Source organism: Corynebacterium sp. HMSC08A12, from assembly GCF_001807485.1.
Taxonomy (GTDB): Bacteria; Actinomycetota; Actinomycetes; order Mycobacteriales; family Mycobacteriaceae; genus Corynebacterium; species Corynebacterium evansiae.
On sequence record NZ_KV789179.1, the window covers coordinates 1 to 26,147 of the forward strand.

The 26,147-nt window shown below is 62.4% G+C and carries 15 protein-coding genes and 1 pseudogene; 10 read left to right on the forward strand and 6 right to left on the reverse strand.

Annotated elements, in window-relative coordinates; all coding sequences use genetic code 11:
- The first annotated feature begins 291 nt into the window (after nucleotides 1-291).
- Nucleotides 292-1,644, forward strand: a complete 1,353-nt coding sequence (serB, locus tag HMPREF3166_RS05595; RefSeq protein WP_070488090.1) for a phosphoserine phosphatase SerB — start codon at nucleotides 292-294, stop codon at nucleotides 1,642-1,644.
- 42 nt (nucleotides 1,645-1,686) lie between these two features.
- On the opposite strand, the gene HMPREF3166_RS05600 is transcribed toward serB, so the two are convergent.
- Nucleotides 1,687-3,258 (reverse strand): AMP-binding protein, encoded by a 1,572-nt coding sequence (locus HMPREF3166_RS05600; RefSeq protein WP_070488092.1) that lies wholly within the window; start codon nucleotides 3,256-3,258, stop codon nucleotides 1,687-1,689.
- A gap of 312 nt (nucleotides 3,259-3,570) precedes the next feature.
- Here HMPREF3166_RS05600 and HMPREF3166_RS05605 point away from each other — a divergent pair, with 312 nt between their 5' ends.
- Nucleotides 3,571-4,131, forward strand: a complete 561-nt coding sequence (locus HMPREF3166_RS05605; protein ID WP_070488093.1) for a hypothetical protein — start codon at nucleotides 3,571-3,573, stop codon at nucleotides 4,129-4,131.
- A gap of 13 nt (nucleotides 4,132-4,144) precedes the next feature.
- Nucleotides 4,145-4,720, forward strand: a complete 576-nt coding sequence (locus HMPREF3166_RS05610) for an RNA polymerase sigma factor (RefSeq protein ID WP_070488095.1) — start codon at nucleotides 4,145-4,147, stop codon at nucleotides 4,718-4,720.
- Nucleotides 4,721-4,832: 112 nt separating this feature from the next.
- On the opposite strand, the gene HMPREF3166_RS05615 is transcribed toward HMPREF3166_RS05610, so the two are convergent.
- The 3 genes from HMPREF3166_RS05615 to HMPREF3166_RS05625 all read right to left on the reverse strand — a co-directional run bounded on the left by HMPREF3166_RS05615 (nucleotide 4,833) and on the right by HMPREF3166_RS05625 (nucleotide 10,256).
- Nucleotides 4,833-6,917, reverse strand: coding sequence for an Hsp70 family protein (locus HMPREF3166_RS05615; protein ID WP_070488097.1), 2,085 nt, complete (start codon nucleotides 6,915-6,917; stop codon nucleotides 4,833-4,835).
- Nucleotides 6,918-7,001: 84 nt separating this feature from the next.
- Complete coding sequence (locus HMPREF3166_RS05620) at nucleotides 7,002-8,474, reverse strand: GTPase (protein WP_070488100.1); 1,473 nt, start codon at nucleotides 8,472-8,474, stop codon at nucleotides 7,002-7,004.
- Entirely contained in the window at nucleotides 8,475-10,256 is a 1,782-nt protein-coding gene (locus HMPREF3166_RS05625) for a dynamin family protein (RefSeq protein ID WP_070488101.1), read from the reverse strand. It abuts the gene before it with no gap.
- 403 nt (nucleotides 10,257-10,659) lie between these two features.
- Between HMPREF3166_RS05625 and HMPREF3166_RS05630 the strand changes: the two genes are divergently transcribed.
- The gene (locus HMPREF3166_RS05630) at nucleotides 10,660-11,916 is read left to right on the forward strand and encodes a hypothetical protein (RefSeq protein ID WP_070488103.1); all 1,257 of its coding nucleotides are present in this window, start codon (nucleotides 10,660-10,662) and stop codon (nucleotides 11,914-11,916) included.
- 43 nt (nucleotides 11,917-11,959) lie between these two features.
- Here HMPREF3166_RS05630 and HMPREF3166_RS05635 read toward each other — a convergent pair whose 3' ends face one another.
- Complete coding sequence (locus tag HMPREF3166_RS05635) at nucleotides 11,960-14,002, reverse strand: ATP-dependent DNA helicase (RefSeq protein ID WP_070488105.1); 2,043 nt, start codon at nucleotides 14,000-14,002, stop codon at nucleotides 11,960-11,962.
- A 29-nt stretch (nucleotides 14,003-14,031) separates the two neighbouring features.
- Nucleotides 14,032-15,363: a nicotinate phosphoribosyltransferase gene (locus HMPREF3166_RS05640; RefSeq protein WP_070488107.1), complete on the reverse strand. Its 1,332-nt coding sequence runs from the start codon at nucleotides 15,361-15,363 to the stop codon at nucleotides 14,032-14,034.
- A gap of 63 nt (nucleotides 15,364-15,426) precedes the next feature.
- Here HMPREF3166_RS05640 and clpS point away from each other — a divergent pair, with 63 nt between their 5' ends.
- The 6 genes and pseudogenes from clpS to HMPREF3166_RS10310 form a co-directional block, all read left to right on the forward strand.
- A complete protein-coding gene (gene clpS / locus HMPREF3166_RS05645; protein WP_034975882.1) occupies nucleotides 15,427-15,732 on the forward strand; it encodes an ATP-dependent Clp protease adapter ClpS in 306 nt (101 codons plus the stop codon).
- Between the two features lie 27 nt (nucleotides 15,733-15,759).
- Entirely contained in the window at nucleotides 15,760-16,329 is a 570-nt protein-coding gene (locus HMPREF3166_RS05650; protein ID WP_049049686.1) for a DUF2017 domain-containing protein, read from the forward strand.
- Complete coding sequence (locus tag HMPREF3166_RS05655) at nucleotides 16,329-17,537, forward strand: P1 family peptidase (RefSeq protein WP_070488109.1); 1,209 nt, start codon at nucleotides 16,329-16,331, stop codon at nucleotides 17,535-17,537. The genes HMPREF3166_RS05650 and HMPREF3166_RS05655 overlap by 1 nt, the downstream gene beginning before the upstream one ends.
- 15 nt (nucleotides 17,538-17,552) lie before the next feature.
- Nucleotides 17,553-18,410 carry a glutamate racemase gene (gene murI, locus HMPREF3166_RS05660; RefSeq protein WP_070488131.1) on the forward strand — a complete coding sequence of 286 codons (858 nt, stop codon included), beginning with the start codon at nucleotides 17,553-17,555 and terminating at the stop codon, nucleotides 18,408-18,410.
- 303 nt (nucleotides 18,411-18,713) lie between these two features.
- The gene (locus tag HMPREF3166_RS05665) at nucleotides 18,714-25,568 is read left to right on the forward strand and encodes a G5 domain-containing protein (protein WP_083293825.1); all 6,855 of its coding nucleotides are present in this window, start codon (nucleotides 18,714-18,716) and stop codon (nucleotides 25,566-25,568) included.
- Nucleotides 25,569-25,706: 138 nt separating this feature from the next.
- Nucleotides 25,707-26,147, forward strand: a pseudogene (locus tag HMPREF3166_RS10310) (MBL fold metallo-hydrolase); the annotation flags it as partial.

The window sequence follows — 26,147 nt, forward strand, 5'->3', positions numbered from 1 at the left end:
AGCCCAGAATGTCGCTAGATCGGGAATCTGTTTAATGGGAGTAGTTTGCAATAGACAAAAGTGCTGGTCAGGGGCTCGGGGGAAATGCGGGGTCTGATTTTGCTCTCACAGAATCCCGATTCAGCGACATTTGGTCGGTTGAGAGCAGCGCAGAGCGGCTGGGTACCGGGAAAAGTGTGGCAGGTGGGGTGAAAGGGATAAGTGGGGCAGCTTGGCAACGCGGGGGAACTGAAATGGGGGCTATGCAGTTTCGGTTATCACTTCTTGCGGGGAAGTGGGACAATATAGCCCGTGACTACCTCTGATAACGCCAGCAACCTCAACACTTCCACCGACCAGCCCGCTGCTGCCCAGCCCGCAGCTGGCCTGGCCACCGACCCGCACTTCGAGACCGCACTCGAGGACACGCTGCAGGAAGGCCTCGCCCCCAGCGTGATTACCGTTACCGGACCCGACCGCCCCGGCGTATCCGCGGCATTCTTCCGAGTGCTGTCCTCCTACGGAGTGCAACTCCTCGACATTGAGCAGTCAGTCTTTCGTGGGAAGCTGTCACTGGCGGCGCTAGTGGGCGTCGGACAAGAAGACCTAGAGCCGCTCGGCGAGGGACTTAAAGAAACTCTGGCTTCCTACGGCATGCGCGTCAGCGTCGAGGCTGACGACAATCTTTCCAGTACCCGTCCGCACTCCACGCACGTGATGGTGGTGCTGGGCCGCCCGCTGACGGCCACGCACATCTCCCGCATCGGCCAGACCCTGGCGGACTACGGTGCGAATATCGACACGATCACCGGCATCGCGGACTACCCGGTCACCGGCCTGGAGCTTAACCTGACTGTCGCCAACCCGGCACCCGGCGGCGGTGTGCCACTGCGTAAGGCTCTGGCAACCCTGACCTCGGAAGTGGGCGTGGACATCGCCATTGAGCGTGCGGGTCTGGCCCGCCGGGCGAAGCGCCTCATCTGCTTCGACGTGGACTCCACCCTCATCCAGCACGAGGTCATCGAAATGCTGGCAGCCTACGCAGGCCGCGAAGAAGAGGTTGCAGCTGTCACCGAGCGTGCTATGCGCGGCGAGCTCGACTTCGCCGAATCCCTGCACGAGCGCGTGAAGGCCCTCGCCGGCCTGGACGCTGCGGTGGTGGAGAAGGTAGCCCACGACATCCAGCTGACCCCTGGCGCTCGCACCACCATTCGGACGCTGAAGCGCCTGGGCTACAAGGCTGGCGTGGTTTCCGGCGGATTCATCCAGGTCATCGAGCCACTAGCCCGCGATCTGGACCTTGACTTCGCCCGCGCGAACACCCTGGAGATCGTCGACGGCAAGCTCACCGGCCGCGTGATCGGCCCGGTCATCGACCGCCAGGCGAAGGCAGAAAGCCTCAAGGAGTTCGCCTGGTCCAACGGCATTCAGCTGAACCAGACTGTCGCGGTTGGCGACGGCGCGAATGACATCGATATGCTCTCCACGGCTGGCCTGGGTATCGCCTTCAACGCGAAGCCCGCCCTCAAGGAGATCGCCGATGCCTCTGTGAACTACCCGTTCCTGGATCAGGTGCTGTTCATTCTTGGCATTTCTCGCCACGAGATTGAGGACGCCGACCTCCGCGACGGCACGTACCGCCGAGTGCCGATCGTCGAAAACTAACTGGCGCCCCCGGTGGCCACGCTCTAATCCGCGAATGCGGTTCTAAACCGCGCGCTCGCGCAGCTCGCGGCGCAGGATCTTACCCGTGGAGGACTTCGGAATGCCCTGCACGAACTCAACGATGCGGATCTTCTTGTAGGGCGCCACGCGCTCGGCCACGAAGTCCATCACCTGCTGCTCATTCAGGCTAGAACCCCGCTGTGCCACAACAAAGGCCTTCGGCAGCTCCTCGCCATCGGAGGCACGGTGCACGCCAATCACGGCGGCGTCTGCGATTTCCGGGTGGCTCAGCAGCACGGACTCCAGCTCTGCGGGCGGAACCTGGTAGCCCTTGTACTTGATCAGTTCCTTCAGGCGGTCCACGATGTGGACGTTGCCCTCTGGATCGGTGTTCGCCAAGTCTCCGGTGCGCAGCCAGCCGTCGCCCGGCAGCGCCTCGGCGGTCTGCTCTGGCTTGTTCAGGTAGCCGGCCATAATCTGCGGCCCGCGGACCCACAACTCGCCGACCTCGGATACGCCCTCGCTGGGCAGCGGGATTTCCTCCAGGGTCTCCGGGTCCACCAGCTTGCTCTCGGTGTTGGCGCAGGGCTTGCCGATGGAGCCACGGTTGATGTCCTTGGAGACGTTGGCGTGCGCCAACGGCGAGGTCTCAGTCATGCCATAGCCCTGCTGCACGTGGATGCCCAGGCGCTTCTCCAGCGCCAGGGCAAGGTCCTCGTCCAGCGTGGCCGCACCGCTGAACACTCCGCGCATACGCGACAGGTCGTAGTTATCCACCATCGGGTGCTTTGCCAGCTGCACGGCGATCGGCGGGGCGATCAGCGTGAAGTTCACCTCGAACTTCTGGTGGTGCTCCAGGAAGCTCTGCAGCTCGAAGCGCGGCACCACAACCAGCTTGGCACGCTGCGCCAGCGCCAGGTTCACAAGCGCGGTCAGGCCATAGATATGGAAGAACGGCAGGACCGCGTACACCGTGTCGTCCCGGCGCAGCAGGTCGATGTCCTGGCCCTGCTGCACGTTGGCCACCAGCTGGCGGTGCATCAGGCGCACGCCCTTCGGCAGGCCAGTGGTGCCGGAGGAGTAGGGGAGTACCGCCAGATCCTCGTCCGGGTTGATCTCCACCTCGGGGGCCGTGCGGCGCTCCGCCATGATCTGCTGCATGCCCTTGGAGGTATCCAGGTGGATGATGTTTTCTTCTGCTATGCCGGCATCCTTCGCCCCCTGAGACGAGGCGTCACCAAGCGCGGCAACAGTAAGCAGCATCTTCGCGCCAGAGTCCTTAACCTGTGCGGTCACGGTCTCCGGCGTGGAAAGCAGCGACAGCGGCGATACGACAGCGCCGATGCGCCACAGGCCGTAGGCGGCGACGATGAAGTTCAGGGAGTTGGGCAGGTGCAGCGCCACCACGTCGCCCTTTTTGATGCCCTTGCTGACCAGCCAGCCTGCGGTGGACTCGATGTAGTTCTGCAGCTGCGCGAAGGTCGTTTCGGAGCCATCGGCGATGTCGACGACGGCGACGCGGTCTTCTTCTTCCGTGGTGAGGTTGCCGAAGACGTAGTCGTAGAGACCTAGCGGGCTGAGTGCGATGTCCGGGCGGTCACTTTTAATGGGCATTGCGTCGGGCTCCTATCCGTTCGCGGTTATTCTTCGCCTCCACTGTAGTCGGCATGTGCTTTAGCCGACATCACTTTTTATGTTTCGCCCTGCTAACTTTCCAATGGTGCGAATCGGTATTGAACTTCGTGCCCGTCCTATTGAACTGCGTGCGAGATCGGGCGTAATCTCTTAAGGTAATTCTTTTATTACTCGCGGGAACTTTCGCCGCCTTGCACGCATTACACAATCGTCCTGAAGCAGGTTTGAGTGGTTCATCTGCTTCAGCGCGTTCTTTGTTGTTCTGCGGATGCTGGTGGAAGGAGGTGAACGATGAGCACGAAGAGTGATTCGATCGAAAACGGAGGACACATGGCTGGCCCATCCGCTGATACCGAGGCAGACGCACCAATTCTTCCCCCGCTGGAGGAACTGTTCGGCAACGAAGCGCAGGATCTCGACGACTTGTTCAACTCGATGTTGGACGTCGCCGTTGATCCGAACACCGAGATGCCCGAGGGGGATCTGATCCCCGACCTGGATTCCTTCCCGGAGGAAGGTGCGGAAGCCCCTTCGGCAGATGAGGCTTCGCACGAGGTTGATCTTGCGGATCTCGACGATTCTGGTTCTTTGGTTGATGACGCCACCTCGGCGGAGGACCTCCCCAGTGATGCTTCGGGCGACGACGTGGATACCGGCGCAGCAGAGCACGAGGATCTGGACGATCTGGGTGGTTCTGACGATCTGAGCGACCTCGCTGATCCGGTGACCGATTCCGCTGTGGACCCCGCTGTGGATCCCGCCGCCGACGTCACTGATTACGGCGAGGATGATTATGGCCACGACTACGGCGATGATCTCCCGGACGATCTGACCGACCTCAGCGGAATGTAGGGGGGAGCCAGAAATGTCTAACGGATCTAGTACCGCACGGAAAGAACTCACCCGCGAAGAGGAACGCGACCTGCTGGCCAAAGCCCATGAGGGCGACCAGCAGGCTTTCGCGCGTTTAGCGCGCCAGGCATGGGGCAGGATGTTCTCTGTCTGCCTGTCCATCACCGGCAACCGCGCCGACGCGGAGGATGCGCTGCAGAACGCATTGACCTCCGCGTGGAAGAACATTGAGAAGTTTGACGGGCGCGCCAGGTTCTCCACTTGGGCCTACCGCATTGCCTCCAACGCTGCGCTGCAGATCGTGCGCTCCCGCCGGGACGTCCCGGAGGAAGACGCGGGCGTGGACGAGGTCGCGCAGACCCCGGAAGTCGGCTCGCAGGTTACCTCGGCAATGGTCGTGCGCCAGGCGCTGGCGCAGCTGCCGGATGACTTCCGCGAAGTCATCGTCCTGCGCGAATACACGGGCATGAGCTACCAGGACATCGCCGCCCACCAAGGGATTCCCATTCAAACGGTTAAGTCACGCATCAATCGCGCGCGTGCGAAGCTGAAGGCGGCACTGGTGGAGGCTGGCGTCACCAGCGCATAAACAGTCAGGCACTGCCCTTCCACAAACAAGCACAGCAAAGAGCCCCACAACATCGAGCAGTTCAAGCTTTGCTCGGTGGGTGGGGCTCTAACTTGTGCCGATCGCTGAGGGGCTAGTCCTGCGGCATCAGGTTGTAGAACTTCAGCATCTCGATGAAGCTTTCCTTGGTGTCATCAGACTTGCCGTTGGAAAGCACGACCAGCTTCTCCTCGGGGTACCACACCGTAACGTTCGGGCTGGAGTAGTTGGCGCTGGGGTAGAAGGTAATCTCCGGCCAACCATTGCCGGCCTCCTGGAGGACCTGCCCCTTCACGGCAGAGTTCTTTCCGTGGTCGTAGACCTTCTGCGCATCGTCGCCAGTCTGTGTGTACCGGAAGTTGTTGTAGAGGAACTCATCCTTGTGATCCTCGAGGGAATCGCGGCTCGGTATGCAGGAGTACATCTTGGTATCCATGCCGTCGTAGGCCGCGCCAGCGAAACTTGCCTTATCCTGCCTGGTGCTGCAGCTATCGATGCGGTTGTAGAAGTTCGTCGGAGTGTAGTCCTTGACCTCCGGGAGCAGGGAGGCCAAGGGCTTGTACATATCCGACTCGTACGGCTCCCGCGCTGGGGTGTAGGGGTTGGCCTCGGTGAACGGCGGGTTACCACCATCGCTGTTGCTGCCGCCTCCGCCGCTGCCGCCGCCACCGTTGTCATCGCCGCCGTTCAGTGCGACGAAGCCGATGGCTATCACGACCGCCAGGATGGCTACGCACGCCGTGATGATCACCGGGGTGTTGGACTTCTTCGGCTTCGAGGAGCTCGTTGCGTGAGCGCTGGCGAAGTTGCTGGCGCCGTATGCGTTCGCCGAGCTGGGCACGAAGGCAGCGGTCTGCGGGGAAGTGTTGTAGGACTGCGATCCCTGGCTCTGCCCCTGACCCGCACGCGGCATTCCGGGCGGAGTTGCCGGGCCGGACTGGCCGGGTTGGCTTGACTGGCCGGAACGGCTTGCAGCTGAGGCAGCACCGGCGCCCAGACCAGCGCCAGCGGCGCCAGCTAGTCCGGCAGCACCTGGGCGAGAACCTGCCCCCTGAGCTCCGTTTACGCCACCGGTGAACCCGCGCAGGGTTGCGGCCAGCGCACCGCGGCTCACCACGGTCTTCGGGTCGTCGAGCGTCATGACGGTGCCGACTTCACCCAGACGGTCCTGCACAAACGGAATGCGCGACGATCCGCCGGTCATGTAGATCGGGGTCTTTGTGGAATCGACGCCCGCCTGCGTCAGCGCCGCACGAGTCAGCTCAACTCCGCGCATGATCGACTGTTCGATCACGTTGTTGAACTCATCGCGGGTGATCAGCAGGTCGGTTTCCCCGTGGGGAGTGGAGACGCTGATGGTGGCCGAGGAGGTGTCCGACAGGATCTCCTTGGCCTCCCGAATGCTGGACTCCAGCGCGTGCACCGTGGTGATGGGCGCGGAGCGAACGAAGTCTGCCAGGTCGGGGTCGTCGTGCTCCAGCTGGTCCAGAACCCAGCGGTAGAGCAGGTTATCGATGGTGCGCCCGCCCAGGCTGTTATCGCCCTTGGCGGCCACGACCTCGAAGTTGCCATCCCCCTTGGCGCGCAGCACGGCAATATCCAGGGTGCCGCCACCGAAGTCGAACACTGCCACGTGGGAACCGGACTGCACGGACTGCTGGGAGGCATAGTGGATCGCAGCTGCGCGCGGCTCGGACAGCACGCGCAGGTTCTGCTCCGGCACGCCTGCGGCGACGGCGCTGCGCTTCAGCTGCTCCACGGAGTGCGCCGACCACGCTTCGGGGTGGGTCAGCGTAACGGTCTCGGGATCCTGGTTGGCGTGCTGCGCCTTGCCAGAGCGCAGGACGGTGGCAATCACGGAGCCGACGACCTTCGTCAGCGGCAGGCTACGGCCAGCCAGCTGAACTTCATCGTGGTCGATGTAGCGCTTGGGGCTGAGCAGCAGCCGGGAAGGGTCGCGGCGGCCACGGGCGAGGGCGGAATCCCCGTTGAGCAGCGTGGGCTCCTCGTCGGCGGCGGCGTGCGCACCGTGCGGGGCATCCAGGAACACGGCCGACGGCATGATGTTGGAGCGGTGTGTCAACGCAAGGGCGGAGATCTCCCTACCCATGGGGCTCTGGTGAGCGGCAGCCGTATTCGAGGTACCGAAGTCGACCGCCAGATGCCATGCGTTAGTCATTTAAAGTACAGCTCCTGACAAAACTTAAGGGTTTAAAAGCGTTTAAGGCATAAGTAGCTTACACTTTAGCGCCTCGGTTGGCCTTTAGTGCGTCGCTTGTAGAGCTGATTGGAAAGAGCCCAGGAGGCGCTCGCGGGCCTCATCCTCCGCCGCGGACAGCGGGGACATGGACATTTGCTGCATCTCGGAGATCTTCTCCTCCAGTGCCTGGCGAACCTGTTCCACCGGCGTATCGCGCGGCAGGTTCACAGTCTCTGCCGGGTGCCCGGCCGTCACGGCGGACCGCAGCAGCGGCAGCAGGCGCGAATCCGGAGTGGAGGCATAAGTATTGCGGTAGCTGCGGTACAGCATTACGAAGTGCATGCCCGGCTGCGCCAGCGTCACCGACTGCACCCAGCGCACGTGCTGCAGGTCCGGGTGGTTAGAGGCCAGGTCGTCCAGCACATCCAGCATCCGGGCGGCGCGCTGTAGCACGGCGAAGTATGTGATGTCGCCGGTCAGCAGGTGCACCAGTTCCGAGACCCCGGAAGTCTCCACCATCCACTTGACCAGCGCCGGCGCCCCGCCCTCGGCGGCGATGCGGCGCCCGGCGAACACCCCGTACTCGCCCATAACGTCCAGCAGGTCGTCGCGGATGTTGGCGCTGCACTCCGGCACGATCTCCCGCGGATCCTCTGCCTCCAGCAGGTCCAGCAGGCCTTCGCGGTCCAGGTGCGCCAGTGCGCTTAGGTTGCGAGCCACATCGCCGGTGACCTTGCCCGTCAGGGCGGATTCCGCCATCAGGCCAGAGAGCGGAATGGTGCGCTGCACAGTGCTCATCAGTCGCTTCTGAATGCTGTCGGCGTGCTGGCGGGCGTGCTGCAACGGATCGATGGGGCCGAAGGCACCGGAACCGAAAGAGTCCGCTCTGGAAAGGATGCCGACGGTATTTAGGGGCGTCATTCCCAATTGGGAGAGGAACCGCTTCTCGTCCTCGCGCGGGGCAGAGTCCGACAGGAAGACGAGGCAGTCGGCCCAACCGCTGGCGCGGCGCGTGTCTTTTTGCCCGTCGACGAGTACGCGGCGGGTGCGCTCCTCGTTCTCGACGGTCAGGGTGGCGGTGCCGGGGGTGTCGATCAGAGTGAGCTCCTGCAGGCGCCGGTTGGGCAGGAACTGGTCCACAAAGTCCACCTGATTCACCGGCACGGTCAGGTTATTCAGCGGGCCGTTGTTCAGCGGCACGCGGATGACCTGCCCGTCGACAGTGTGGATCTCGGCGCGGGCGGGCGCACCGTTGTGGTACATGCTCACCGCCATGGTGCACTCCAGGGCGCCGGTCGCGGCAATCAGGTTCTCTGTTAGAGCGTTGACCAGCGTGGACTTACCGGACTTCAGGCGGCCGACCACGGCCACGCGCGGCGGGCGGGTGACCATCAGGCGCAGCTGTTCGGCATGCCTCGCCAGGTCCGGCGAGCCGCCAGCCAAAGCGTCGACGGCCTGAGTGAGCAGCAGCGTCAGGTCGGAGACGCGCTGGCTCAAATGCGCCGAGGCCGACTGGATCTGATTTCCCTGCTCCATTTACATCCCCGCCTTCGCGTGTTCTGCAATGCTCGCCGCCCCGCGCCGGGTGCGTTTCAGCGCCGCCAGGTGCTCATCTAGCTCTTCGATGGTCTGGTTCACGATCTCCAGGTTCTTCTTCAGCCGGCTGATGGTCTGCTTGCGCTGGGCCTCGGATTCGCGGGCGATCTTCTGCGCGGATTCGATCTTGGACTGCAGGTTGCGCTGCTCCTGGCGGATCGCGGAGCGGTGGCGCAGCAGGATTTCCGTCCTACCTGTGGTGATCGCAATGTCGATCATGCGGTTAATGGAGGTGCGGGTCGTCGCAATAGTCTCGCGGAGCCAGATAAGTAGGTGTTGCTTGCCGTTGCGCATTGCTCGGTAGCCCATGTTCACGCCGATCCAAGCCGCTGCGGCCACGGGGGCGAAGGGGATCACCACTGTCAGGGCGCCCGCGCCGACGATGCCCATCGTCAGCATCGACGGGTCCACCAGCCCAGTAGTCTTCTTCTCCACGTCGTGGCTGAGGGAGCTCGGCGGGGCCAGTGCGGCGAAGATCTGTTGCTGCACCTGGTCCACCATGTCCTGGCGCCCCTGGAACAGCTGCGCGGCACGGGCTGTCACTTCGCTGACCATTGCCATCACCATCTGCTCCATGATCTGCCGCAGTTCAATCTCGATCTGGCTGGTGAATACCTGCGGCTTGCTGCGCAGCACGCGCATGCCTTCGGCGTTGACGCGGTTGGTCCAGCGCGTCTTTACGTCCGTCAGCGCCTCGTCCATTGCCGCGGAGACCTTGTTGCGGCTCAGCTGGATGTCGCGCATGAACAGCTGTTCCCACTCGCTGGTGGCATCGCGGAACGCCTCGAGCTTGCGCTTTTCTGCTTCGAGTTCGCCGACTGCATCGCTGGTTTTGTCGTAGAGCTTGATGTCGCGCTCGATGTCGGTGGTGATGGTGTGCATCGTCGACTTCGTGATCTCGAGCGCGGTCACCGTGCCGAGGTTGCCCGGCGAGTTCACGTGGTCGATGATCTGTTGGCGCAGCTCGGCGACGCCACATCGTTGCTCGATCTGTGCTCTTTTTTCTGGTGACGCCGATTCCGCCGCGTCCAAAGCCCGCAACGAGGACACTCCAATGACCGGGATGTCCAGGCCTAGGTGCTCTGCGATGAGGCGCTGGTCGTCGGCAACGATGGAGCGCCAGCGGCGCACATTCTTATCGGTCTTGGTGACGGCCACGATCACGCTGCCGACCTGCTCGCGGGCGCGGCGGAGAATATCCATCTCCGGGGCGGTGATGGGGGTGGAGGCGTCGCAGACCATGAGCAGCACGCCGGCATTTCGGGCCTCCGCCAAGGAGGCCGCCACCGCGTGCTCGTCCAGGCCGCCCACGCCCGGAGTGTCGATGATGGTCACCTTGCCCATGCCAGAGTAAGGAACCAGCAGCTCGGCGGCGCTGGGTAGAGAGGCTACTTCCTTACTATCTTTCGGCGCACGGTTGATGGCATCCACGGCCTCCTGGGTGACCCAGTTCTTCAGATCCTCGGGCTCGATCGGGTCGTACTCCGTGCCCCGCACCAGGCGCGCCAGCACCGGCTGGTCCGGATCCTGGTCGGGCTCCGTGTGGATGCGGATTGGGGCGCTGGTGGCGGTGATGACGTCCACCGGCAGCAGATCGCGCCGACCGACCAGAGCGTTGACGAGGGAGGACTTTCCGCGCTTGACCTCGCCGATGATGACCACGGCGGAGGTGCGGTATTTCGCATTCACGAGGTTCTGCACACGATCCGCGGCATCGTGCATCTTGTATTTCCTGGCGATAGTGGCCCCGCGTTCGACGCTTGCCTGGGGGGATCGGCCCGCAGCGTTTGGGATGGGGGTCACGGTGTATATCGCCTTTCTTTGTAGTGTCCGGTTAGCGCGCTGCAAGTGCACGGTAGTGCGAGAATGCCATTCTAGTATGCCGATAAAAAGACTCTCCGGAAGTTTAGCTTGAGCACCGCGCGTGCTTTCACCCCCGGAACTGCTTTCAGGATTCAGGTGGCAGAAATGTCTTTTACTAGGGATTTCGTGGTTTCTGGGGCGAGGGGGCGTCCATAATAAATACCCCCAAGGAACAACTTGTAGGGGAGGGGCATTCAATAACTGACAGGCAGCCAGGAAGAGCCTGAAGGATACTAGGAAGAACACTGAAAAGGAGCACACAATGTCCAACGAGAACCTGAACAACGGCAACAACGGCAACAACAACGGCCTCACCACCAACGACAACGCGGGCGCCCCGGATCACTCCCTGGGCCGCTGGGATGTACTGGACGCAGACGGCAACATGGTCCAGGGCAACATCGTCGGCGCGCAGGACACCAACGGCGACGGCGAGGCAGACGCCTTCCAGGTGGACATCACCGGCGACGGACGCCCGGACGGCACGGTCTACGACAAGGATGGCGACAAGGTGACTGACCGCGCGGAGATGGACTACGACCAGGACGGCATCGTCGATACGGTCTACGAGGACATCGACCGAGACGGAGTGATCGACCACATGTCGGTAGACACCACCAACGACGGCAAGCTGGACACCAAGGCCACCGACTACGACAGCGACGGTGTGACCGACAACGTGAAGATCGACTCCAACGGCGACGGTAACTACGACGTGACCGCCTACGACTTCGATGGCGACGGCAAGGTAGACAGCGTTGCCTATGACACCGATGGCGATGGAATCTCCGACTACTCCGAGTTCGACCACGACGGCAACGGCATCGTGGACGGCACCAGCGGCGAGGTTCCGCCGTCCGCAGCACAGCAGGCGGTAGGCGAGGGCATCTGGGGCTCCCAGAGCCAGACCGCGGCTCCGCAGGATGCAGCCCCGCAGAACGCAGCCCCGCAGGCTGAGGCTCCGGCGGCTGAGGCTCCGGCAGAGGACAAGCCCGCTGAGGACAAGCCCGAGGCGCGCACCGAGGACGCCAAGGACAACGAGGACAATGCAGAGGCGCCGGCAGAAGACGCAGTCCCGCAGGGTGGCGCAGACACTGACCTGCAGTCCGCCGGTGCAGACAGCGCAGCCCCGAACGGCGGCGAGTACGTGGATCTGGATGGTGACGGCCTGGCAGACGGTGTTGCATACGACACCAACAACGACGGCCAGATCGACGCACTCGAGATCGACACCACCGGCGACAACCAGACGGACACCGTGTTCGTGGACACCGACGGTGACGGCCAGGTGGACGAGCGCCACGTGGACACCGACGGCGACGGTTTCACCGACGAGGCTCTGCTGGATACCGACTTCGACGGCATCGGCGACACCAAGGTGTACGACCACGACGGCGACGGCGTGTACGAGTCCGCCGAGGAAACCTACACCGAGGACATCGCCCCGACCTTCGACGACCTGCTGGGCGGCGCTGGCGACAGCGCAGCCGCTGGTAACGACGGCGCGGATCTGGCCTAAGGCACCAGCCCCCGGGCCTCAGGTCCGGGCCTAGCCTCCGACCCTAAGCTTCAACCAGGCGACGCAGTGCACCCCGCACTGTGTCGCCATTTTCCGTGTACCAGAAGTCTGGCATCGAGCGGCGGATGTAGCTGCCGTAACGCTTCGTGGCCAGCCGCTGATCCAGCACCGCCACCACGCCCCGGTCATCCACGGAACGCAGCAGGCGGCCCGCGCCCTGAGCCATCAGCAGCGCCGCGTGGTTCGCCGCTACCTCCATGAATCCGCTGCCGCCGCGCTGATCGGCGGCCTCCTGCCGGGCTTGCTGCAACGGATCGTCGGGGCGCGGGAAGGGGATGCGGTCGATGATCACCAGCGAAAGCGACTTGCCGGGCACGTCCACGCCCTGCCACAGCCCGAGTGTGCCGAAGAGGCAGGCGGACTGGTTCTTGCGGAACTTCTCCACCAGCGTGGACATGGAGTCTTCGCCCTGCAGCAGGATCTCGTAGGGCACCACGGTGCGCAGCTGCTCGGCCATGTCCTCAGCCGCGCGCCGGGAGCTGAATAGCCCCAGGGTGCGCCCGCCGGCGGCGTTGATCAGCCGGGCGGTTTCGTCCACGGAGGCATCGCTGGCGCCGTCGCGCCCGGGCGGGGGCAAGTGCCGGGCGACGTAGAGAATGCCGTGGGTGCGCGCGTCGAAGGGCGTGCCGGCATCCAGAGTGGGGGTGCTCTTCGGCAGCCCCCAGCGGCTGAGCATAGCGGTGAACTTGCCGCCCAGCGCCAGCGTCGCCGAGGTCAGAATCACCGTGTTCCGGCCGAATAGCCGCTGGCGCAGCAGGTCGGCAACGCTCAAGGGGGCCACCCGCACCACGTGCTTCGGCGCGCGCGGACCGGAGTCTGCGGTGTACCAGATGACGTCCTCGCCGAGCAGATCCTCGGCATCCGCACTGGTGCCCTCGCCCACGCGCGAAGCGTTGAGGATGCGAACGCACGTATCGTTGAGCTCCTCGGTCGCCACGATCACCGCCAGGCGTTCGGCGGCCTTCTTCGAATCATTGGCAAACTCGGAGGCGGGGATGCCGCTGACCTGCCGGTTCGTCTTCCACGCCGCGTCTCTCAAGGCCGCAAGCGGTACTTGTAACGCCTCGGGTACATCGGTCCAGCGCCCCTCGATGCCGGTGCCGAAGCGGTCGTTGTTTCTGGACGCCATCGCCTCCGCCTTCAACGCCTCCGTCCACCCGTCGCCTGCTTCGGCCAGCTCGTCCCCGGCGGCGTCGGCGCCGGAGACGGCCAGCTTCGCGGCGCGTTTGGCCAGCACGGCGATGGCAGTGGGCGACAGCTCGGCGGTGGCGACGGAGGTAATGCGATCCTCCAGCTCGTGGGCTTCGTCCACGATCACTGTGTCGTGCTCCGGCAGGACTGGGGCGTCCACAAGAGCATCGATCGCGAGAAGGGCATGGTTGGTGACGACAACGTCGGCGTCCGCGGCGTGGGCGCGGGCGCGCTCGGCGAAGCACTGCTCGCCGAAGGGGCAGCGGGTAGCGCCGAGGCACTCGCGGGAGGACACGCTGACCTGGCGCCATGCGCGATCGCTGACGCCCTGTGGGAGGTTATCGCGGTCGCCATCCTCGGTTTCACCGGCCCATTCGTGTAGGCGGGCGACTTGGGCGCCGGTGGTGGAGAGCTGGGAGGGATCCAGGAGGGACTCTTCGGCCTCTTCCACGCCGCTGTCGGTCTGCGCGTTTTGTACCTTGTTCAAGCAGACGTAGTTGCCACGGCCTTTTTGGATGGCGAACTCGAGGGGGCGGGGCAGCTCCGGTTCGAGGGCTTTGGCCAGGCGTGGCAGGTCGCGCTCCACCAGCTGGCGCTGCAGGGCGATCGTCGCGGTGGAGACGATGACGGGGTAGTCGGAATCCATGGCCGCGGCGATGCTGGGGATCAGGTAGGCCAGGGACTTACCCGTGCCGGTGCCGGCCTGGACGGCCAGGTGGTGTTCCTTGTCAATGGCCTCGGCCACGGCCTTGGCCATCTTCTGCTGGCCCGGACGCGGGGCACCGCCGAGGTCGGTGACGGCGAGGCTGAGGAGGTCGAGGACATTGGAGCTCATACGATACTGTGCGAACCTTTGCGAAACGTCTAGGCCTTGAGATTGCGAATATGGCGAACCTGCAGGGCAGGCTCGTCGCGGGTGAGAGCCAGGCCTTCCCACGGCAGGCAAACTAGCTGCTTGGCGCAGTGCTCGCGGGATTCCTCGAGGGTGGGCAGGCCGTCCACAAGCTCGCCGTCGCGCACCATGGGGATGGTCAGCTGGGTGCTGTTCAACCCCTCGGCCTGGGGCAGTTCCGCCCCCATGGGGAAGGTGACCTCCTCGACGGCGGTGCCGGAGGGGCGGCTAAAGCGGGCGGCATCCTTCGCCCCGCCGAGGCTTGCTTTTCCGCGGGAACGTTTGGCGACGGGCACACCGTCAACCTCCACGAGCTTGTAGACCAGCCCGGCGGTGGGTGCCCCGGAGCCGGTGACAACGGAGGTGCCCACGCCGAAGGAATCCACCGGCTCGCTGCGCAGGGCGGCAATGGAGAACTCGTCCATGTCGGAGGAGACTACGATCTTGGTGTTCTTTGCCCCCAGGGAATCTAGCTGGTCGCGCACGCGGCGGGTCAGCACACCCAGATCGCCGGAGTCGATGCGCACGGCTCCCAGCTCCGTGCCACCGGCGGCGACGGCATTTTCCACGCCCTGCGTGATGTCGTAGGTATCCACCAGCAGGGTGGTTCCTGTACCCAGGGCGGCGATCTGTGCCTTGAAGGCTGCGAGCTCGTCGGGGGTGCCATCCGGGCGGGTGTGCAGCAAAGTCCAGGCGTGGGCTGCGGTGCCGGATGCCGGGATGCCGTAGCGCTGGGCGGCCTCCATGTTGGAGGTGGCTACGAACCCGGCCAGGTAGGCGGCTCGTGCGGAGGTGACGGCGGCGTATTCGTGGGTGCGGCGTGCGCCCATGTCGATGATGGGACGGTCGCCGGCGGCGGTGACCATGCGGGCGGCGGCGCTAGCCACGGCGGAGTCCATGTTCAGGATGGAGAGGATCACTGTCTCCAGGATCACGCATTCGCCGAAGGTGCCCCGGACCGTCAGGACGGGGGAGTGGGGGAAGTACAACTCGCCTTCGCGGTAGCCGTCGATCTGCCCGGAAAAGCGGAAGTTGCGCAGGTATTCCAGGGTTTCGTCCCGCAAGAAGTCGATGCGATCCAGCTGCTGGTCGGTAAATACGAAATCGCGCACGGCCTGCAGCACACGGGCGGTGCCGGCGATCACACCATAGCGGCGCTCGTTGGGCAGGCGGCGGGTGAACACCTCGAAGGTGCAGGCGCGGTCGACAGTGCCGTCGAGGATCGCGGCCTCGAGCATGGTGAGTTCGTATTTATCTGTAAGAAGTGCGGAGGAGCGGGTGTTGTTTTCGTTCACCCGCTCCATGCTAGTCCACGCCATACCACGGACCCGGCAGCGAAGACGGCCAATGTGGGTACTCTGGAGACTATGACTTCCCCAGCCGCTCCCTCTGCCACCCCTGTGGCGGACAAACTGCCAGAAACACTGACGGAGCCCAACCTGCCGTGGATGTGCATCTGTTGGGATGATCCGGTGAACCTGATGAGCTACGTGACGTACGTCTTCCAGACTGTACTGGGCTATTCGCGCAAGCGTGCCACGGAGCTAATGATGCAGGTCCACACCGAGGGGAAAGCCGTCGTGAGCTCGGGTGAGCGCGACAAGGTTGAAGGGGATGTGAAGAAGCTGCAGACCGCCGGGCTATGGGCGACGATGCAGCGGGCGGACGGGTAGGCGTCAATAAAGAAAGAAGGAACGAACATGCAGCCGTGGACGAAGAAGAACAGCCTGCTGCGCGGGACTCGCTTTAATACGCAGCTAGAGCCGCTCGAGCGCGAGATGCTGGGGGATTCGGCGGTGGCCGTCTCCGACAAGCTCATGGAGCGCGCGCGGACCGCCCCGAAGGACGAGCTGGCGGAGATGACGGGCATGGCCAGCGGGCACGCCGATGCGCCGAAGGATCCGGGGCTGGCGCGGCTGCTGCCGAGCTTCTTCCGCGAGGGGGACGAGGAAGTCGACGGCGATGCGGCGCTGACCCGCCAGCTGAACGAGACGGACATCATCAAGACGAAGCTGACGAACCTGCGCTTCGTGGTGGACTACCTGGGGCCAAATGGTTCGGTCAATGTTTCGCTGACACAGGACGAGGTCCACCCGTGGCTGAGCGCGATCAACGACATTCGTCTGTACCACTCTGCGCAGTACGAGGAGTTCAAGAAGGAGCTTCTCGAGGGGGAGGAGAATTCTGACCAAGCGACGGCGGCGCAGAACTACCTGGATTGGTTGGGCTACCACCAGGACAGTCTGCTGTCGGCGATGATGGGTGAATAATGAGCATAGAGTTGTTCGGCTGCCAGCCCGGGCCCGCTAATTCTTTGGCGGACGTGGCGGGTATTGGCGTGGGGCACGCGGCGTGCGAGGACGGCGCGGGGGATTCGGGCGTGACGATGATCGTCGCCCCGAAATCCGCCACTGCCAGCGTGGATGTGCGCGGTGGCGGGCCGGGCACGCGCGAGACGGATCTTCTGGCGCCGCACAACACGGTGCAGGCTGTGCACGCTATTGGTCTGTGCGGTGGTTCTGCTTTTGGTCTTGACGCCCTCACGGGGGCAATGGCCGAGCTGGAGAGTAGGGGGATCGGATTCCCTGTGTTGGGGCCGGAACACCCGGATAAGTTGGTGCCGATCGTGCCGGGAGCCGTGATTTTCGATCTGCTGCTGGGGCGCTGGGATTCGCGGCCGGATGCGGCCACGGGGGCGGCGGCGACGGCGGCGGCACTGGGGGCCGTGGCTGGAGACGTTGCTGGTGGGGCTGGCGGCGCGGCTGAGCAGGGCTCTGCAGGGCAGGGAGGTTCAACGCAGAGTGGTTCAGGGCAGGGGGCGCTGAACGGCAACGTCGGCGCGGGGTTGGGAGCCTCGGCTGGCGCGCTGAAGGGCGGTTTCGGGCAGGCCAGCGCCGTATTCCCAGAAGGTAGCCCTCTGGCGGGGGTGACTGTGGCCGTGGGCATTGTGGTGAACCCGCAGGGTGCGGTTTTTGATCCGGCGACCGGCCTGCCGTGGGGACTCGCCGCGGAGCTGGACGGGGAGTTTGCCAGATACGGACTGGCCGATGGCCAGGTTGATGGTGAGCCGGTGGGGTCTGAGGGCGTCAATAGATTAAAGAGCAAGAACCTGCTCGGTACGAAGATCACGGCGGACATGCTGGCGCCGAAGCTCAACACGACGATCGGTGTGGTGGCGACCGATGCGCCTCTGACGAAGGCGCAGGCCAAGAGGCTGGCGTTGGCGGGGCACGATGGGATTGCGCGGGCGATTCGGCCGGCGCACATGCCGATGGATGGGGACACGCTGTTCGCGATGGCGACAGGTGAGCACGGTTCGGGGGCTACTGGAGTTGAGAGGGGCGTGGATGACATTGGCATGAGCCTGCTTTCGGCGGTCGCTGCCAACACGGTGGAGCGGGCGATAGTGCATGCCGTCCTGGCGGCGGAGTCGGCCTTCGGTGTGCCGAGCTGGCGCGACGTAGTGAAGGAGATGTAGTGAAAGGTGAGGACCGTGGCTGAATCTTCTGAGGCTGTTGAGGTAGGCGTTCGGGCGGGACAGGCAAACAATGCGCCGATCGGGGTGTTTGATTCGGGCGTGGGCGGGCTGACTGTGGCGCGCGCCATTGTGGACCAGCTGCCACACGAGAACCTGGTGTACATCGGGGACACGGCCAATTCGCCCTATGGGGACAAGCCGCTGGCGCAGGTGCGCGAGCTGTCGATCAGGATTGCAGACACCCTGGCGGAGCGTGGCTGCAAGATGATTGTGGTGGCGTGCAACTCGGCCTCATCGGCGTTTATTCGCGACGCGCGGGAGAGGTACTCCATTCCGGTGGTTGAGGTGATCCTGCCTGCGGTGCGGCGCGCGGCGGCGGCGACCCGCAATGGCAAGGTCGGGGTGATCGGTACCCAGGCGACGGTGAGCAGCAGGTCGTATCAGGATCTTTTCGCGGCGATTCCGGGGGTCGAGGCGTATGCGCAGGCCTGCCCGCAGTTTGTGCCCTTTGTGGAGCGTGGCATGACCAGCGGACGGCAGCTGATGGGGTTGGCGGAGAACTATCTGGCGCCGTTGAAGGCCGAGGGGGTGGATACCGTGGTGCTCGGGTGCACACACTATCCGCTGCTGGCCGGTGTGGTGCAGCTGGTTATGGGGGATGACGTCACGCTGATTAATAGCGCGGAGGAAACGGCGAAGACTGTTTATCGCACGCTGGCGGAGCAGGGGCTGTTGGCGGATGAAGATCCGGGGCGGGCGGTGGACCTTTCCTTCGAGTCGACGGGCGACCCGCAGAGATTCGCGAAGCTGGCTGGGAGGTTCCTGGGGCCGGCGATTAGTTCGGTATCACAGATCCCGGAAATGGTGCGCTAGGCGCGTGGAAGTTTCATCGATTCTTAAGTGGCGATTACCTGTGACGGCGGCGAGATTAAGGTTGGGTTATTTTTGCCGGGTGTAGCCTGAGAAATTGCTCGTCTCTGGAATAACGATTGTAATCTACCTGAGAAATGGCATAGGTTGGGTGAGTAAGACTACTTTATGTGCCGCGGTTTAGAGGGAGTCGTGGTGCGTTGTCAGTCACGGTAGAGCTCGTTGCTTCCGAGATAATCGACGGGAAGCGGACGGCGGAACTCGATTCTTAAGGAAGGAAAAGGGATGAGTCTATCTCAGGGAAAGATGCCACGGAAACGTTTTGTGCGTCCGGTGGCTGCACTGTCGGCGATCACGCTTGCGTTGGGGACTTTTGGTGCGATTCCGCCTGGCCCGGTGGCGCCTGAGATTGCGGCGGCGGCGGACCTCACTGGCGGTATCCGCGGAGCCGATGGGAACGGTGTTATAGACAGGGGTGCGCAGCGAACTTCGGATCTGCGTGCAGGCTCGTGTGTTGTTGACAGTGGCGCCCCGAGTGGCAGCCAGGCAGGTTTTTCCTGGAATAACCTGGAACCAGGTCCTACCAGCCCCTCGAAAACCCGGTGGGGTTTGAGCGTCGCCTTTGACAACTCGAAGGATCGCACGTTCGCTGACTGGAGTTTTTCCAATTCTGGCCTTATGGGTGCGTACCTCGATGCAGGACAGGTTCCCTCAATGGGCGCCGGTCAGACCTTTCTTGGTAACAATGTCACTGATAAGGCTGACGAAATCCTCGGTATTACTGCTTCTAGGCAACAGCGAAACCTGAACCTCTATGCGAAGCTGACCGATGCGAAAGTCAAGCAGTTCGCTGAGGCTACTGCCGCGAACCCGGTACGTTACGCGTGGCAGGGCAACTATAAGCAGGAAAATCCTGATGGGCCAAGGGCCACACAGGGAACCAGCTCATCCTTTAAGGCCGTCGTGAACCCGTGGCCGAGCGAGAACATCGAATGTAACCCGATCACGGTGTCGTGGGAGAAGATCAGTAAGCATGTGATCGTCCCCGATGAGGAAACGAAGGTCGGCCACATCAATGTTCCGGCTGTACAGAATGATGGCACAGACGATTCCCTGTCCCGCATGGTAGTAGAAGCTTACGATGGTAATGGCGAGTTCATCGGAACATCGGATACCAGCGCTTCGAATGGTGGCGAAAAGCGTGTGCGTATCGACGAGAAGGGCGATATCTACTACACGTGGCCTAAGTATCGCGATCCGGAAAATGCTGACAAGAGCACTGAAAGTCAGAAACTCGCTGCACAGCAGAATGTGAACTTTTCTGTCATCGCGAAGCCACGTAGTGTGGACCAGCTCCAGGCCGCTGTCGAGAGCAATAACGGCGGTGAAGGCGCGGCGTTCGAAAGTTCCAACTCGCTGGCACGCTATAGCAAGCCGAACGTCATCGAGAACCGATCTTTCTCCCTGGATGATACGGGCAACCACGATCCGCAATACGACAGTTACCAGAGGACGATCATTTCTGGAGTTGACAGCGTCACTGGACCGCTTGCCAAGGGGCGTCAGTCGGTAACCTTCAAGCAGATCCCTGACAAGATTGCCGACCTCGTGAAGGAAAAGGGGCAGGGCGGATACGAAGCAACCGTCAAGCTGAATAACGACTACGTATTCGACGAGTGGGATGCCGAGATTGACCCCAACACCCATGATGTGACCATCACTGCCCCGGAGAACGCGCAGCCCGGAACCTTCGCACAGGCACGTGTCATCGTAACTTACTCAAATGGCTCCAAGGATGAGATCCCTCTGCTGGTGGCTGTTGAAGCGAATGACACGCAGACCACCGATGTGTCCTATCCCTTCCAACGTGCACCGCAAACAGTTGAGATGAAAGCGGATCCTCAGTTTAAGAAGATCCTCAAAAAGGATCGACCAGTGAGGAAACCGAGGATTTATGAACTTCGAGAAGGCTGGACGGCGCCCCAGGGATGGACTGTCAGCGTTGACAAATGGTCTGGCGTTGTGACCGCGAAATCGGATGAAACTGTACCGGACAATACGATTCTTGAGGTGCCGGTCGTCGCAACGTACTGGGATACCACAACGGATGAGGCAACAGCGAAATTTCAGGTTGCCTCCTCCGTAAAGGTTCCTGGCTATGACGCGGCCTCTGGTAAAGCTAGTGAAGAGGTCAAGCTGCCAGCCAAGATGCCGAAGATTGGTCTTGGCGGCAGTGAGGATGACGAAGAGCCGAACCGGTACACCTTTGAGAACGGTGAAACGACCTTCGAACCTGAGGCCACTGATCCGAATTACCAGTGGAAGTTCGCCATTGACGAGAAGACTGGTGAGATCACTGCGACCATTCCGACGGGTGCACTTCCAGGTGCCTACTACTCTGTTCCAGTGAAGGCTCACTACGCTTCTGGTGCGCCGGCGCAGAATACCACCGCTACTGTTAGCGTGGTGGGCTCTGGCGATGGTGAAGATGTTGCACACTACATCGCTCAGACCACGCGCGCCGGAGTGTCTGTGGATTCGAAGATCAACACCCAGTTGAGCGACCCGAAACTCGCTAAGTACGAGCTGGGTAAGATACCAGAAGGCTGGAAGGCAGAGATTGCGGATGACGGAACCGTCACCGCTACTCCGGGTGAGGACCAGAAGCCAGGTACTGAGGTTGAGATTCCGGTGAACATTTCGTACCCGGGTGGCGGTAAGGGCACGACGACCGCGAAGTTCGTTGTGGTCGGTAACGACGCACAGAATAATGATCCCTTGTACCCGACGGTTACTGTTGTACGCGGTGAGACAGCTAAGAATCCTTTGAACACCGACAACATCGATACCGGTCGCGTTCAGTCGTTTGAGGTCATCACTGACCCCAACGCGCCGGGATACATCAAACCGCCGCAGAACCTTGACCTCAGCACCGTGAGCATTGATCAGGAGACGGGCACCGTTATTACCCCGGTTAAGACGAATACGTTGCCGGGTACTTCAGCGGATATTCCGGTGAAGGTCACCTACAAAGACGGCAGTGTTGATTACACCCTCGCGACCGTTGTCGTGAAGGGGCAGCGTAGCCAGGTTTATGAGCCGCAGTACAAGCAAAAGGTGACTAAGCCCGGCGAAGGTATCGAGTCCGACCCGGTTAAGGGAACTGAGGTTGCCGAACAACACCTGGGTGAAACCGGCTTCACCGTTCCGGATGAGGTTGACGGCTGGAAGGTACAGGTTGATCAAAAGACGGGTCAGGTAACTGCAACTCCTCCAAAGACTGCTCGTTCCGGCGACGCAATTGAGGTTCCAGTCACCATTGAGTACGAGGATGGAAGTAAGGACACGGTCTATGCACCGTTCCTGGTACGCGAGAAGGAAAGCGAATTCCACTCGCCGTCGTACGACGTTGAGTCGACGAAGCCTGGCGGCGAGGTAACGCACAAGATCAAGAACGTTCCTGAAGGTGCGAAGTTCGAGGCTCCACAGGAAGATGGCGGTTGGAATTACACCATCGACGCAGCTGGCAACCTGACCGCAACGGCGCCGAAGGATGCTAAGCCGGGCGACAAGAAGACCACGAATGTCACCGTCACTTACCCGGATGGATCTACTGACGAAGTTCCGGTGACCACTGTCGTGGCGCTGTCGAACAACTACGAGGCTGAGCCGTTCTACCCGCCGGAGAAGTCCTACCCGGGTGAGACCGCGACCTCGCCGTTGAACGTGCGCAAGGCCGAGGGCATTGACCTGGCTGAGGAGAATCCGTTTGCGATCATCGTTCAGGACGGTTTCACGCCCACGGGTCAGAACAATGCTGCGGGCAACCCGATTTACAGGGTTAGCACAGCGAATGGCGTGTGGTTGGTCAGCTTAGATGAGGACGGCAACGTGAAGGCCGATATCCCGGCTACGGCACAGCCTGGTGATAACGTCCAGGTGCCGGTTCGCTTGACCTACTCGGATGGTTCGACGGATACCACCACTGCGTCGATCACCGTGGTGGACAATCCAACCCGACCCATCCCGTTCAAGGTCGAGTACCAGTACGACGCGACGATGCCCGCTGGCAAATCCGAGGTCGTTACCCAGGGTGAGGCTGGTTCAGAGAAGCAGCTCCGTGACGGTACGTGGGAGACCACGAAGCCTGCTGTCAACGAGGTTGTGAAGATCGGCGTCAAGCCTGCTGAGAATAGTGAGGATGTCTCTTGGACGGTTCCGATTCCTTACAGCACGGAGATGCGTCCGAACCCGGCCCTGGCGCCTGGTGAGACCAAGGTCGTGCAGGAGGGCGAGAACGGTGAGCGTAAGTTCACCGCGAAGTTCCGCTCGGTCGGTGACGAGTCCTATGTGGTTGACTCTGAGGACAACAAGCAGCCGGTCAAGGAGATCATCGAGTACGGTCCGCGTCTTGAAGGCCAAGACCTTGTGACGACGACCGAACGCCAGATCCCGTTTGAGACGACAATCATTCCGGATGACACGCTGCCGGCTGGTGAACGACGAGTCGATACCCAGGGCGTTGTCGGCGTGGAGAAGGTCACCTCGACGCAAAAGCTTGTCGACGGTAAGCCTTCCGGCGACCCGGTTGTGACTACTACGACGGTCACAGAGAAGCAGGATGCAGTCATCCGTGTTGGCACCAAGACTGAGGGCGAGACGGTCAACACACATGAGGCGGAGATTCCGTTCGGCGTGAAGGTGGAGTTTGACTCCAGCATGCCTGCAGGTACCTCTGAGACTGTCACCGAGGGCAAGCCGGGTAAGAAGACCATCACGGTCACCCAAAAGGTCACCAACTCTCAGCCGGATGGCAAAGCCACCGTTGAGGAGAAGGTCACTGAGCAGCCGGTGGACCAGGTGATCAAGGTTGGTACCAAGCCGACTGAGGCTTCCGAGAAGGTGACCTGGACTGCCCAGGTTCCGTTCGAGGTTGAGACCCGTCCGAACCCGGAGTTGAAGCCGGGTGAGATCAAGGTTGTCCAGAAGGGCGTGCCTGGCGAGAAGACCTACACGGCTGACTTCACTGCTAAGGGCGACCAGGCAACGGTCACCCCTGAGGAGAAGCAGACCAAGGCTCCCGTCAACGAAATCATTGAGTACGGTCCGAGGGCTAAGGACACCACTGTGGTGACTAAGACCGAGAAGCCGATCCCGTTCGAGACCGAGATCGTCTTCGACGACTCGATTGAAAGCGGCAAGGAGTTTGTTGAACAGGCTGGTGTAACTGGTGTCGAGGTCGAGACTTCTACTCAGAAGATCGTGGATGGTAAGCCAGAAGGCGACCCGGAAGTCAAGACTGAGCGCACCAAGGAACCGACGAAGCAGATCATCCGCGTTGGCACCAAGACCACCGGTACGAACACCGAGACCTTCACCACTGAGGCTCCATACAAGGTCGTTGTGAAGTACGACCCGAACATGCCTGCAGGCCAGTCCGAGGTGACCACCAAGGGCGTGCCGGGTGAGAAGACGGTGACGATTGAACGCAACATCACCAACTCGAAGCCGGATGCTAAGCCGACGATCACTGAAGAGATCACGAAGCAGCCGGTCGATGAGGTCATCACCGTAGGCACCAAGCAGGCCACGGCTACTGACAAGGTTGAGTGGACTGAGCCGATTCCGTTCGGCACCATCTTGCGTCCGAACTCGGCGCTGAAGCCGGGCGAGATCAAGGTCGTCCAGGAAGGCAAGAACGGCGAAGCGTCCTACGCGGCTGTGTTCGTTGGCACCAATGGTGAGGCCACGGTCAAGGAGACCAAGGCTCGTACCGAGCCAATCGAGCGCATCGTCGAGTACGGCCCAGCAAAGGATCCACAGGAGTCCTCCGTCGTAACCAAGACTGAAAAGCCGGTTCCGTTCGAGACCGAGATCGTCTTCGATGGCAGCCTCAAGGCAGGCGAGCAGGTCGTCGATCAGCAGGGTGAGTTTGGCACCGACGTCGTCACCTCTACTCAGAAGATCGTGGACGGCAAGCCTTCCGGCGAGCCGACCGTGACCACTGAGCGCACCAAGGAACCGACCAACGCGGTCATCCGCGTGGGCACCAAGACCGAGAACACTCACACCACTGAGTCCGAGGTTGAGGTACCGTTCGAGACTGAGGTCATCTACGACGACACCATGGAAGCCGGTACGTCCGAGGTGGTCCAGGAGGGTCAGCCGGGTAAGGACAAGGTCACCACGACCCAAACCATCGTGAACTCGCAGGTCACGGACACCAAGACCGAGACCGAGCGCGTGACCGAGCCGGTCAATAAGGTCATTAAGATCGGCACGAAGATCGCGACGGACTCCACGACGGTTGAGTGGACCGAGAACACTCCGTTCGAGATCGAGGTTCGCCCGAACTCGGACTTGAAGGCCGGCGAGCACCGGGTTCTCCAGGAAGGCAAGCCAGGAGAGGTAAAGCACACCGTTACGGTGACCTCCGAGAACGGTCAGATCACCAAGAGCGACCCGACTACGGAGACCATCAGCGATCCGGTCAAGCACATCATCGAGGTTGGTACCAAGTGTGACTGTGAGCCCCCGGAGGATTCGGAGGACCCGAAGCCGGAAGATCCGAAGCCGGAGGACCCGAAGCCTGAAGATCCGAAGCCGGAGGACCCGAAGCCGGAGGACCCGAAGGACCCAGAGAATCCGACCGACCCGGACAACCCGACCGACCCGGAGGATCCGGATAACCCGAAGGACCCGAACACGCCTGGCGGTTCCACTGGTTCGGTGACCCCGAAGCCGAACCTGCCTGGCATCATCGGTTCCCTGGGAATCGGCGGGGCCATCGTGGGCAGCGGATCGCTTGGTTCCACCCCGAAGCCGGATCCCAAGCAGCCGGGCAAGCCGGGTACTCCGAACAAGCCGGACTCCAAGCAGCCGAGCAAGCCGGGTACTCCGAACAAGCCGGGCAAGCCAGGTAAGCCGGACACCCCTGACAAGTCCAGCCCCCCGAGCCAGTCGGGTACCACGGACAGCACGTCCACCGGCAGCTCCGCAAGCAGCGGCAGCTCCAGCTCTCAGAAGCAGGTTGATAGCCCGCGGATGAGCACCCTGGCCTCCACCGGCGCGAACGTGCTCGGCGTGTTCGCAGTCGGCCTGGCGCTGATCATCGGCGCCATCCCGCTGCTGCGCCGCCGTCGCGAAGAAGGCGAGGCCTAACCGCCACTAGCGTTCAGCGCTAGCGCCTAGCGGAACAGCCAGTCCCGGCTAGTCCCGCCAAAAGAAAGGGCGACCACCAACACAACGGTGGTCGCCCTTTCGCACATTTGCCACCGCTTCGTGGCAGAATGACAACTTATGGAACTGGTAGTGCTGGGATGCTCCGGAAGCGTCGAAGGGCCCGATAGCGCCGCATCGGGATACATCGTCCGCGACACAACCACGGCCAACCCCGACCACCTACTCCTCGACTGCGGCCCCGGCGTGCTCAGCGCCATGCAACGTGCCGAAGACATCGACCCCTCCGCCTGTCACGTCGCCTTCAGCCACATGCACGCCGACCACTGTCTAGACTTCCCCTCACTCCTCGTCTGGCGCCGATTCCATCCCACAGCTCCCTCCACCCAACGCCACCAACTACTCGGCCCCGCCATCGCCCAGCGCCACCTCTCCGCAGCTGGCGCCGACGCACCCGAGCGCCCCGACGACTTCACCGACACCTTCGACATCAACGTCTACAAGGTAGGCGAGGGTCTTTTTGACGCCACCACGTACCCAGCCCACCCCATCGGCCCATTC